This window comes from Rhodoferax bucti, assembly GCF_005876985.1.
Lineage (GTDB): Bacteria > Pseudomonadota > Gammaproteobacteria > Burkholderiales > Burkholderiaceae_C > Allorhodoferax > Allorhodoferax bucti.
Map to the genome: position 1 here is coordinate 103,622 of NZ_VAHD01000002.1, position 11,445 is coordinate 115,066.

Below are 11,445 nucleotides of genomic sequence, written 5' to 3' on the forward strand. Positions count from 1 at the left end.
TAAGATTTAAGTAAAAAGGACTGCTAGCGCGCATCAGATATGCGCAACCAGCTATGAATTCAGTAGCGGATCAGCTTAGGCTTCGACAACTGCGAACAGGTCGTCTTCCTTCATGACCAACAGCTCATCGCCGTCGACCTTGACGGTCTGGCCGGAGTACTTGCCGAACAACACGCGGTCGCCGACTTTCACGGTCAGGGCCTTGGTTTCGCCCTTGTCATTGGTCTTGCCGGGGCCGACAGCCAACACTTCGCCTTGATCTGGCTTTTCAGCAGCGGCGTCAGGGATGTAGATGCCGGACGCGGTGCGGGTTTCGTTTTCAACGCGCTTCACAATCACGCGGTCTGCCAATGGGCGCAGTTTCATGAGAAATCTCCTAAATAGGGAAACAAGGGTTGCACAGGGCGCGGCAAGCAACTGCCAACGCCTTTGAACTAACGTGGGGTGAGTGTTGTTAGCACTCGACCCCAACGAGTGCTAATCATAAGGGTAAATCTCCGGGTTTCAAGGGCAGGCTGGCTTAAAACCCCACTGCCGGCTGCATTTGCGCCGGATGCAGGTAGCGCCAGCGGCCTACCCAACAGGCCAGCAGCAGTGCAACCAAGCCACATGCCGTGACCAAGGCCATGGAGTTCTGCCAGGTGCCGTTGTAGGCGCCGAACATGCTGGCCTTCACGGCCCGCACCACCCACGTCATGGGCAACCAGGGGCTGAGGACCTCGTACAAGCCGCCGCTCAACTCCACCGGCAGTACGCCGCCCGAGGCGGAGAGTTGCACCGCCAGGAAGACCATGGCAAACACTTTGCCCGCATCGCCCAGCGCACGGGTGAGGAACACCACAATCATCAGGAACGATATCCCCGCCACCAGCAGACACAGGGCAAATGCCAGCACATCGTGAATGTGCACATGCAGCCCCCAGGCGACCGTGAGTCCCAGCAAGCCGGCTTGCAGTAGCACGACGGCCACGGGCATGGCGATCTTGCCTAGCAACTTGGCCGGGGCCGAGAAGCGCTTGGCATGGCGTGGCAGCACTCGGATGTGGATCAAAAATGCCGCCACCCCCGCGCCCAGCCACAACGCTGCCGGAATCACATTGGGGGCAAAGCCGCTGCCGCTGTTGGCGACTACGGCATCCACTTCAATCATGGGTTTGACCGAGTTGGCCAGGCCTTCGGGGCTGCCTTCGGGGGTGTCTATGGACGCGGGCAAAGACTGCGCAAGCAAATCCATGCCTGCCGCCAAGGCCTGGCTGCCAGCTTTGAGTTTTTGGAGTCCGTCCGAGAGGTCATTGGTACCGTGGCTGAGCTGGGTGCTGCCGTTGGCCAGCTCATCGAGCTGGTTGTCCTCGGGGAGCTTGGTCACGGCTTGGCGGATGGCGCCCGTCATGGTGCGCACGCCGGTGGTCAGCGTGCCAACGCCAGCACTCAGGCGGGCCGCACCATCGGCGAGTTTTTTTTGTCCGTCTGCGGCACTGCGTATGCCGTCATCCAGCTGGTTCACGCCGTTGGCGAGCTGGCCCACGCCTTCTTTGACCCGGGTGGGGAGTAAGAGGCTGTCGTCGGCCTCGGTCTTGAAGCCCATGGCGCCATCCAGCAGCTTCTGGCTGCCACCTTGCAACTCGTCCATGCCTTTGTTGAGGTCTACGTGGCCGGCGGCCAGTGTTTCGGCACCGGTTTTGAGGCGGTTCAGCTCCGAGTTAGGGGGGCGTCGGGCATCGAGAGTGCGCAGGCCATTGCCCAGCTGCTTGAACCCATCGGTCACCTGGCCCACGCCCGCGTTGACCTTCACGCTGCCGTTGGACAGCGTTTTGCCTGCCGTGGCCGCTTGCTGCGCACCATTGCTCAGCTCCTGTGCTCCCTGGCGCAAGTGGGCCACGCCGGCACGCAGTTCATCCACACTGCGCTGGGAGCCGGCAGCGTTGGTGAGCACCAGGGCCCAGCGCCGCTCGTTGAGGCTCTCATTCACTTCATGGCCCAGCTCATTGGCAAACTGTTTGGCGATGGCGGCGGTTTGGTAGTTGTTGCCCTCGGAGGTGTAGATCACCAGCTTGCCACCACCGGGCTGGGCGCCGGGGATGGCGTTGGAGCTGAAGTCTTTGGGAATGATGAGCGCAAACGCGAGCTTGCCCTGGCGCACATGCAGGCGGGCCTCCTCACTGTCCTCGTAGTGCAGGTAGCCGAAGCGGGCACTTTGCCCGAGCTTGAACACCACTTGCGAGCCGATGTTGAACACATGCTCCTTGTAGGTCACGCCCTCGTCCATGTTGACCACCGCCACCGGCAGGGCCTGGGTGCGCGCCGCGGGGTCCCACACGCTGGTGAGGTAAATCGCGGCGTACACCGAGGGCAGCACCGCCACCACCAGCACCGCCAGCAGCATCTTGGGGTAGCGCCAGAGCACCAGCAGCTCTTGCCGGGCGACATAGGCGGTTTCGGAGAGAAAGGTTCTCATGCGCTGGTCCGTTGCGGCGCGTCTGCCGGCGGGGACGCTGGCTCCGGGGCCCACTGGGCCGGTGGCACGGTTTTGGGCGTGGCCGGGTCGGCAATGTATTGCGGCGACATGATCTGCACCCCGAAGGTGTTGAACACATCTTGAATATTGGCGTGCAGCGCGCTCAGCACTTGGGCGCGCGGGCGGGGCTCCTCCGGCACCGCCTGGCACACCAGGCGGTACACCGGGTACCAGTCAGACAGCGCGGTCTGAAACACCTGCGGCGCCGGGTGGGTGAGAATGCCCTCGGTGCGCAGGGCCGCATCAATCAGCATGGCGTGCACTTGGCGCCATGGCGTGTCGTAGCCGATGGTGACGGTGGTGTCCACCACATAGCCTGCGCCCTGCACCGCACGGGAATAGTTTTTGGTGGTGCCCGCGAGAATACTGGTGTTGGAAATAGTGAGCTCTTCCCCCAAGCCGGTGCGTATGCGGGTGGCAAACATGCCCATTTCGGTGACGGTGCCCTCTTGGCTGGCGAGCTGCACATATTCGCCTTTGCGGTACACGCGGCCGTAGGTCAGTATCAAACCGCTGGCCGCTTGGCCCACCAGGTTGGAGGCGCCCAGCGAAATCATCAGGCCCACCAACACCGACAGGCCCTTGAAGGCTTCGGTGCCCGCACCCGGCAGGTAGGGGTAGGCCATGGCCAGGGCAAACAGCCACACCAGCACCTTGGCAATGCGGCGGGTTGGCACCGCCACATCGGCGTCCAGCCACGCCAGGGTGTGCTCGCCTTCGAGCACCCGCTCAAAAAAGTTGTCCAAGCCCCGGGTGAGCAGGCGCGCCAGGTAAAAAATGACGCAGGCGGTGAACAGGCCCGGCACCGCACCCACAATGGCATTGCCCGCACCCAAGGCAAAGTCCAGCAGGTAGCCGTTCAGCGCCTCGCTCCAGACCCGGGTAAACGGAAAGCGCCCCAGCACAAAGCTCAGCCACTGGTAGGCCACCAGAAATAGCATGAGCCGCAGCACCAGCGTGATGGCGCCACGCACCATCGCCACCACCCGGTTGCGGTTGACCAGGGTGATGCCGCCCACCTGCAGTTTGGTGGCGTGCTCGGCCGACAACTGCAGCAGCTTGCGACCCACGGCGGTGTGCAGGCGTTGCAGGCCCCACCACAGGGCCAGGGCGATGACCGAGGCCGCTGCACTCCAGCCGAGTGCTTTCAAAATGGCATCCAGATTCCGGCTTTCTTTGCTCTGGGCGATGGCGCTTTCCAGCGCGCGCTGGGCTTTGGCGGCGGCCATATCCAGGGTTTCTTGCTGGGTGGCATCGACCTCTGCGGGGGTGACGACAAAGGTGGTGGCACCGTCAATCTGCACCAGCACGCCCATGCTGTCGGCCTTGCGGCTGACTTGGTGCGGGCCATCCATATCGAGCTGGTCTTTGAGCCGGACCAGTGCACGGCCGGCGCGGTCGGGGGCGGAGACACCGCCCAGTTCGCCCCGGAAGGTGATGAGCGGGCGGTTGTAAAAGCGCAGGGTGCTCGTCGGCGCAGCACTAGGCGCTGCCGCCGTGGCGGGTGCCGGGAAAGTGGCCGGGTAAGGGGCGGCGGCCTGCGCCCAGGCAGACATAGACAGGCCCTGCAGCACCGCGAAGCAAATAGCCAGTACAAATTTCATGGGATGGGTGTGAGCAAAGTCACAGCCACTATACCCACAGCTGGACCGCAAGTGGTGGGTCCGGTGGGTGTGCTTTACGAGGTAACTTGCATGTAACGCGCTACATGCCGGCGGTCGGTCCAGTCTTTGAGCCAGCGCAGGCTGCGGCCGGTGGCGCTGTAGCTGCCCCAACCGGCGACGGCCTGCTGGCCCCCGCCGAACACAAAATGCAGCGCCTGCGAGGTGTCGCGCGCTGCATGCAGGCTGCCACCGGTGGTGGCTGCGGGCAGGTTGCGGGCGAGTGCATCGCTGTCGTCTGCGACGGAAAACACCTGTGCATGGCTGGTGCTGCGTTGGTAGGTGTCCATGGCGATACGGCCTTGGGCATCCAGCGCCAGCCCGCTGTTGGCCAGCCAGGCGGGCGACTGCGACTCCAGCGCGATCAAAGGCACATCGCAGGCCAGTTGCGCGCCGCAACCCAGGTGCACAGCGTCTGCACGGATGCCCACCGCCACGTCTTGCAGCACGGTAATGCGCTGGGCTTTCATTGCCGCCACCAGCCGGGCAGGCACCGGGCTGGCCAAGTCCAGCGCACCGGGGGGTACCACCAGCGTTACTGCGCTGGACGGCAGGCGCTGGCGCACGGCCAAGGCGAGTTCGAGGGCGGCCGTGTGGTCCCCAATCACCGTCACGCGCAGTGCTTTGGGGGCTGCCAATTCGCAGACCCGGGGCCAGAGTTGGGCAAAGGTTTCCAGCGGATGCACAAACAGGCCGAACTCACGGGCGCCGGGCATGTCGCGCTCGATCTGCTCGCGGTTTTGCACCGGCCCGGTGTTGATGGAGAGCCAGTCGTAATGCTGGCTGCTGCCGTCATCCAGTTGCAGGGTTTGGCTGGTGGCGTCCAGCGCCTTGACGCTGCGCTGCAGCCAGCGGATACCGGCGCGCCGCACCAGCGGCTCGAGGGGAATGGCGCACTCCTCCTGGGTGTAGCGGCCCGCCACATAGCCAGGCAGCATGCCGGGGTACAGGGTGCGCGGAAACGGCGCCACCAGGATGATGCGCATCTCCGCCAAGGGCTTGGCGGCCAGGGTCGCCAGCAGTTGCAAATTGGCCATGCCCCCGCCCAGCAGCACCAGTTGGCGGGGCTGATAACCGCGCGCTTCTGCGGTGGATGGGGTGTCCACGTCCTGCTTGATATGGGCGGCCAGGGCATTCATGTGGCTATTGTTTCATGAGCTGGAGTTGCCTGACAAATCCGAGGCTGGTGCCGCTGGTGTTGTCGGCATCCGCCCCGGCGACGATGGCCAGCAGCGGCGGCACGGTCGTGGTTTCCCGGCCGAAAGCCGCCAGAAAGTCGGCATGCAAATCGCGCCGGTGGCCCAACCAGCGGCCCAGTGGATCGCTGCCGGTGTTGAGGATGTGCAAGCGCACCCGTGCGGTGTAGGCATTGTTCAGCACCGTGCCGGTGGGCAGAGTCTGGTCCCATACGTAGCAGAGGGTGGCGCCGGGCAGGGCTTCGCCGCTGATGCGCCGCGCCAGGCGCAGCAGGTTGCGCTCTACAAACGGAATCTGCTCCAAGGGCAAATCAAACAGCGCACAAATTTTGAGGGCCGCATCGTCGCCTTCTTTGCGGGTCAGGTCGGCATTGGCCAAGGCGTGGTCCAGCCGCCACTGCCATTGCAGGTAGCGGGGCGTGCTCGCCGGAGGCAGGGCATGGCTCAGCGCGCCGTAACTGCGATCGCTGCGCAGCCGCAGCACCCACTCCCCGTCCAGGGATTGGATGTCGGGCGCGAGCAGGGGCACCTTGCCGCCGGGCAAGCCGATGACGCGCCAGGGCGGCAGCGGTGCGCCCTCGGTGGTGCCGGCCCAGGGTTGGAGTACAGGGGCTTCAGCTTGTGCGTTTGCACCTCCACCAAGGCTCAAAATAAGGTAAAAAAGGCCGATAGCGCCTGTGCGGATTGCGCGACTAGCTATGGATTTGGTAGCGCTGTGCATATCAAGCGGCAATGCGGACGGGCGCTTCTCCGGCCGGCAGCGCTGCGACCCGGCCGACAGCGCAGGCGTGGGTGTAGCCCTGCGCATGCAGCGCCTCCAGGCAGGCCAGCGCGTCTGTGGCCGGTACGCTGGCCAGCAGGCCACCGGCGGTTTGCGGGTCTACCAGCAGCGGCCAGCGTGGATGCGCCATGGCCTCGGCGGCGTTCTGCACCACATGCTGCTGGCGTGCATTCGCGCCGTGCAGAGAGCTGAGTAAGCCTTGCTGCACACATTCCTGCGCTCCGTCCAGCAGGGGCAGGGCAGCAGCATCCAGCAAGACTTGCACGCCACTGGGGCGGGCCATTTCTACCGTGTGGCCGATGAGGCCGAAGCCCGTCAGGTCGGTGCAGGCAGTGGCGCCAAAGCGGCGCAGGGTCTGCGCGGCCGCCTGATTGCTCTGCACCATGCTTTGCAGCGCGGCTTGCACCCAGCGGCCTTTAGCGGCTGCACGACCATGCGCGGCAAACAGGGCGCCGGTGCCCAGCGGCTTGGTGAGCAGCAGCACATCGCCGGGCTGCATGCCGCCCTTGCGCAGCACGCCGGTCATCCGGCCTTGGGCGTCCACGTCCACCAGGCCGTTCACCGCAAAGCCCAGCGCCAGCTCGGTACCTTCTCCACTGTGCCCGCCGATCAGGGTGCAGCCGGCCGCATTGAGCACGTCGACGGCGCCTTGCATCATCTGGCGCAGGGTGGCTTCCACCTGCCGGTCCACGCCGGGGGGCACGGTGGCGATGGCGGTGGCCGTGTGGGGCTGCGCGCCCATGGCAAACAGGTCGCCCAGCGCGTGGTTGGCAGCAATGCGCCCGAACACATAAGGGTCGTCCACAAACGCACGGAAGAAATCTACGCTATGCACCAGCGCTTTGCCGGGCGGCACGCGCACCACGGCAGCGTCGTCCGGGCTGTCCAGGCCGAGTAGTACATCGGGGTTGGGCTGTACCCACAGGTTTTGCAGTGCACGCGAGAGCACGCTGGCCCCTACCTTGGCGCCACAGCCGCCGCAGCGCATGGCGACTGCGGCCTGGGCCTGCTGGGCTTCATCGGCGCTGAGTTGGATCGATGGGTTGCCGGATGCTGCGGCTGGCGTCATGCCTGAGAGGCCCGCCAAACCATCCACACCCTGCACGCTAAAGCTCTGCATAAAGCGGCGGTCTATCCAGTCTTTCCAGCGCCAAACCCAGGCGCCAGCAAAGCCGAGCGCGCCACGCGAGGCCACAGCGAACTTGTCACCGGTGCTGATCAGCGCCAGCCAGTGGCGCTGCGGGCGGTAGGGTTGCAGGGGCAGGCCCCGCACCGCACGCTGCAGGTTGATGGCCAGCGGCATGCCCATGCGCACGGCAAACACACCGGCTTTCTCCAGCGCAAAGTTTTCCATGGCGGCCACGTCGCCCGCCGCAAACACACGCGGGTCGGTGATGCTTTGCAAAGTGTCGTGCAAGCGAATGCAGCGGTTGTCTGTCAGGGCCAAGCCAGTGCTTTGCAGCCAGGTGCCGCCACCGGCTTGGGTAACCCAGAGCACCTCGTCGGCGTCAAACCATTCGTCTTGCCCGCTGCGCAAACGGCCTGCCTGCACTTCCGCTACGGGCGTTTGCAAGTGCACCTGTACGCCGCGCTCTGCTAGCACTTTGGCAAAGCGCCTCTGTACGCCCGCGTTGTGGGTGGGCAGCAAGCCATCCGAAGTAAACAAGTGGAACTGCGGTGCCAAGTCTGCCCGCCCGGCGGCTTGTGTCTCGGCACTCAGCCGGTACTGCATAGCCAGGCACAACTCCACACCGCCCGCGCCACCGCCCACGATAGCGATCGTCAGCGGCCGCTTAGAGAGCGCCACCTTGTCGAGCAATTGCAACCATCGCTGGTTGAAACCGGTAATGGGTTTGACCGGCACTGCGTATTCAGTGGCGCCCATTGCGCGCATCTGCGGCGTGGAGCCGGTGTTGATGGAGACCACGTCGTAGTCAATGTCGGGCCGGCCGCGCAGTTGCACTGTGCGTGCCTCACGGTCCAGACCCATCACCTCTGCTTGGATGAACCGCGCACCGGTGGCGGCGCATAAGCGGCAGAGGTCGATGTGCACATCGTCATAAGCGTAGTGCCCCGCCACATAGCCGGGCAGCATGCCGGAGTAGGGCGTGTGCGCGTCGGTGCAAATGAGGGTGATGCGCACGCCGGGCAGCGGGTGCATGGCGAAATAGCGCAGCGCCACCACATGGCTGTGGCCGCCACCCACCAACACAATGTCTCGAACGATGGGGGTGGCAGGTGTTTGCATATCTTTGAATTGTGCCGCTACACGCACAGTGGCGAAACGTGGGGGTACGGTTTGCGGCGCCGGGCCGCCCCAAGCGCAAACGCGCCCCCTCGGGGGGCAGCGACCCGCAAAGCGGCGGAGCGTGGGGGCAAGTTTCTAGCCGCGCTTCCAGTCGTGGAACTTGCGCACCCATTCCAGCAGCTTGTGCGGCTGGTGCGCGAGCTTCCATTCGCCGGCGGCGTATTTGTTGGCTTCGGCCAGTGTGGGGTAGGTGTGGATCGTGCCCAGAATCTCGTTGAGACCCAGCCCGTGTTTCATGGCCAGCACGTACTCAGCCAGCAGGTCACCTGCGTGTGTGCCGACGATGGTCACGCCCAGAATCTTGTCTTTGCCCGGCACGGTTAGCACCTTCACAAAGCCGTGGGTCTCGCTGTCCGGCCCTTCATCACATATGGCGCGGTCCAGGTCGTCAATGCTGTACTTGGTCACCTCGTAGGCAAGGCCTTGCTCTTGGGCGTCCTGCTCGTTGAGGCCCACGCGCGCTACCTCGGGGTCGATAAACGTGGCCCAGGGGATGACCGAGTAGTCGGCCTTGAATTTCTTGAAGTCACCGAACAGCGCGTTCACCGCTGCATACCAGGCCTGGTGTGCCGCCGTGTGGGTGAATTGGTAGGGCCCGGCCACATCGCCCGCCGCAAAAATGTTGGGGTAGATGGTCTGCAGGTACTCGTTGGTTTGCACCGTCTTGTGGGTGGGGATGCCCAGCTCCTCCAAACCGTAGCCGCTAAGGCGCGCAGTGCGGCCCACGGCGCACAGCAGTTGGTCGAATGCAATGCGTTTTTCTACGCCAGCGTGTTCCACGATGAGTACGCCGCCTGTGGGCACGGAGCCCTGCGCCATGCCTTCGACAGGTTCAGGCTGAGCGGAGGGGCGAGGGTGCTTCTCAACGCGCAGTGCCTTGTGGCTGGTGAGCAGGTCCACGCCATCGGCGCGTAGCGAAGCGGCGGCGAGCTCCGACACTTCCATGTCTTCCCGCGCCATGATGCGCGGCGCCATTTCCACCTGGGTCACGGCAGAGCCCAGGCGTGCAAAACTTTGCGCCAGCTCACAGCCAATCGGCCCGCCGCCAAGCACGACCAGACGCTTTGGCACTTCGTCCAGCTTGGCGAATTCGTCCCATAGCGTGTCACTGGTCACATAGCCCACTTCTTCAAGTCCCGGTAGCGGTGGCACGAAGGGCCGTGCGCCAGTGGCGATGACGATGCTGCGGGTGGTCAGGGTTTGTGTGCCCCCGTCGTTGAGCGCAATTTCCACTGTCCAGGGGTTGATGATCTTGGCGTAACCCTGCAGCACCTCCACGCCCAGGCCGGTGTAGCGCTCCACACTGTCGTGGGGCTCAATGGCGGCGATCACATCGTGAATGCGCTGCATCACTGCCTTGAATGAAAAGAGGCTCTGGCGCTCGTCGGATGTGCGCAGGGTGCTATGCAAACCATAGCGCTCCGCATGCTGCATCTGGTGAGCGAGCTTGGCGCTTTTGATCAGGGCCTTGCTGGGTACGCAGCCGTAGTTGAGGCAGTCGCCGCCCATTTTGTGGGCCTCTACCAGTGTGACCTTGGCCTTGACCGCCGCGGCAATGTAGGCCGACACCAGCCCGCCCGCGCCCCCGCCGATGACGATGAGGTTGCGGTCAAAGGTCTTGGGGCGCACCGCGTTCCAGCGGGCGTAGACCTTGCGTTGTTGGATGAAGCTCATCAGCGCCTTGGCGAGCAATGGAAACACACCGAGCAGCACAAATGCCCCGAGCAATTGCGGGCTGGCCACGTCTTGGAGGGATTGCAGCTCTGCCAAGCGGGTGCCCGCATTCACGTACACCGCCGTGCCGGCCAACATGCCAAGCTGGCTCACCCAGTAAAAGGTGCGGGTGCGCATGGTGGTCAGGCCCATGGCGAGGTTGATCACAAAAAACGGCACCACCGGAATCAGCCGTAGGCTGAACAGGTAGAGCGCACCGTCCCGCGCCACGCCTTGGTTGATATCGTTCAGCCGCGTGCCGAAGCGGGCTTGCACCACATCACGCAGCACAAAGCGCGCTGCCAGAAACGACACCGTCGCCCCCAGGCTGGACGCAAACGACACCAGCAGCAAGCCCCACCCGAAACCGAAGACGCCACCACCCGCCAAAGTCAGCAGGGCGGCACCGGGGAGCGACAGCGAGGTCACCGCCAGGTACACCGCAAAGAAGGCGGCGCGCAGCTCCCATGGGTGGGTGGCGTACTGTGCCGCGAGCGTGGATTGGCTGCCCCGCAGGGCCTCCAGGCTCAGGAAGCGGCCCAGGTCTAGCGCCACAAAGGCAGCAATCGCCAGCGCAATCAGGGCGAGCACCAGCAGTTTGGACGCTTTCATGCAGGGCCTTTCAGGAAAACGCGCGCCAACCCCACCAGATGCGAGTGGCAGTGGTGATGGCACACAGGGCGGCAAAGGTGTAGGCCAGCATATCGAAATGCGCAGGCCACAGGCACATGGCCACAAAGAAGGCCAGCGTTTCGGTGGCCTCGGTCAGCCCGCCCAGAAAGTAGAACGACTTGTCGGGGTAGGCCAGGTTGTCCATGCCGCGCTTGGCGGCCAGGGCGGCAAAGGCCAGAAAGCTGCTGCCGGTGCCGATGAAGGCGGCCAGCAGCGCGGCAGCGGGCAGGGCGTTGGCGGCCGGCGCAGCGACCGCAAAGGCCAGCGGAATGCTGGCGTAGAACACAAAGTCGAGCGAAATATCCAGAAAACCGCCCGCGTCGGTGGGCTGGGTCTCTCGCGCTACCGCACCGTCCAAGCCGTCCAGCAATCTGGAGGCTAACAAGGCGATAGCGCCCGCAGAATATGCGCCAGTAGCTATCAAAATCGCAGCAAGCATGCCGACGGCGAAACCTGCCAAGGTGACCGTGTTGGCGCCCACGCCGGCGCGCACCAGCAGGCGTGCCATGGCGTGCAGGGGCGGGCGCAAGAGGGGGGTGGCAAAGCGGTCGAGCATGGGCGGGGAGTCTACGTGGCGGAGGCTTACCCGTCAGTCGCGC

At 64.5% G+C, this 11,445-nt stretch carries 8 protein-coding genes; all 8 read right to left on the reverse strand.

Annotated elements, in window-relative coordinates; genetic code table 11:
* Positions 1-75: 75 nt before the first annotated feature.
* Positions 76-366, reverse strand: coding sequence for a co-chaperone GroES (locus tag FDM28_RS06950; RefSeq protein ID WP_087495027.1), 291 nt, complete (start codon positions 364-366; stop codon positions 76-78).
* 154 nt (positions 367-520) lie between these two features.
* Positions 521-2,455 carry a YhgE/Pip domain-containing protein gene (locus FDM28_RS06955; RefSeq protein ID WP_138514450.1) on the reverse strand — a complete coding sequence of 645 codons (1,935 nt, stop codon included), beginning with the start codon at positions 2,453-2,455 and terminating at the stop codon, positions 521-523.
* Positions 2,452-4,119, reverse strand: coding sequence for a mechanosensitive ion channel family protein (locus tag FDM28_RS06960; protein WP_138514451.1), 1,668 nt, complete (start codon positions 4,117-4,119; stop codon positions 2,452-2,454). The genes FDM28_RS06955 and FDM28_RS06960 overlap by 4 nt, the downstream gene beginning before the upstream one ends.
* A 74-nt stretch (positions 4,120-4,193) precedes the next feature.
* Positions 4,194-5,315 carry an FAD-dependent oxidoreductase gene (locus FDM28_RS06965; RefSeq protein ID WP_138514452.1) on the reverse strand — a complete coding sequence of 374 codons (1,122 nt, stop codon included), beginning with the start codon at positions 5,313-5,315 and terminating at the stop codon, positions 4,194-4,196.
* A gap of 4 nt (positions 5,316-5,319) precedes the next feature.
* Positions 5,320-6,021, reverse strand: coding sequence for a DUF3047 domain-containing protein (locus tag FDM28_RS06970; RefSeq protein ID WP_170211635.1), 702 nt, complete (start codon positions 6,019-6,021; stop codon positions 5,320-5,322).
* A 73-nt stretch (positions 6,022-6,094) separates the two neighbouring features.
* Positions 6,095-8,401 carry a selenide, water dikinase SelD gene (selD, locus tag FDM28_RS06975; RefSeq protein ID WP_138514454.1) on the reverse strand — a complete coding sequence of 769 codons (2,307 nt, stop codon included), beginning with the start codon at positions 8,399-8,401 and terminating at the stop codon, positions 6,095-6,097.
* Positions 8,402-8,536: 135 nt separating this feature from the next.
* Positions 8,537-10,786 (reverse strand): FAD-dependent oxidoreductase, encoded by a 2,250-nt coding sequence (locus FDM28_RS06980; protein WP_138514455.1) that lies wholly within the window; start codon positions 10,784-10,786, stop codon positions 8,537-8,539.
* A 10-nt stretch (positions 10,787-10,796) separates the two neighbouring features.
* Entirely contained in the window at positions 10,797-11,402 is a 606-nt protein-coding gene (locus FDM28_RS06985) for a CDP-alcohol phosphatidyltransferase family protein (protein WP_138514456.1), read from the reverse strand.
* Positions 11,403-11,445 lie beyond the last annotated feature (43 nt).

What these genes read in the sequence shown, in the direction of transcription:
- FDM28_RS06950 (WP_087495027.1), bottom strand. Translation starts at nt 366, where the DNA reads ATGAAACTGCGCCCATTGGCAGACCGCGTGATTGTGAAGCGCGTTGAA.
- FDM28_RS06955 (WP_138514450.1), bottom strand. Translation starts at nt 2,455, where the DNA reads ATGAGAACCTTTCTCTCCGAAACCGCCTATGTCGCCCGGCAAGAGCTG.
- FDM28_RS06960 (WP_138514451.1), bottom strand. Translation starts at nt 4,119, where the DNA reads ATGAAATTTGTACTGGCTATTTGCTTCGCGGTGCTGCAGGGCCTGTCT.
- FDM28_RS06965 (WP_138514452.1), bottom strand. Translation starts at nt 5,315, where the DNA reads ATGAATGCCCTGGCCGCCCATATCAAGCAGGACGTGGACACCCCATCC.
- selD (WP_138514454.1), bottom strand. Translation starts at nt 8,401, where the DNA reads ATGCAAACACCTGCCACCCCCATCGTTCGAGACATTGTGTTGGTGGGT.
- FDM28_RS06980 (WP_138514455.1), bottom strand. Translation starts at nt 10,786, where the DNA reads ATGAAAGCGTCCAAACTGCTGGTGCTCGCCCTGATTGCGCTGGCGATT.
- FDM28_RS06985 (WP_138514456.1), bottom strand. Translation starts at nt 11,402, where the DNA reads ATGCTCGACCGCTTTGCCACCCCCCTCTTGCGCCCGCCCCTGCACGCC.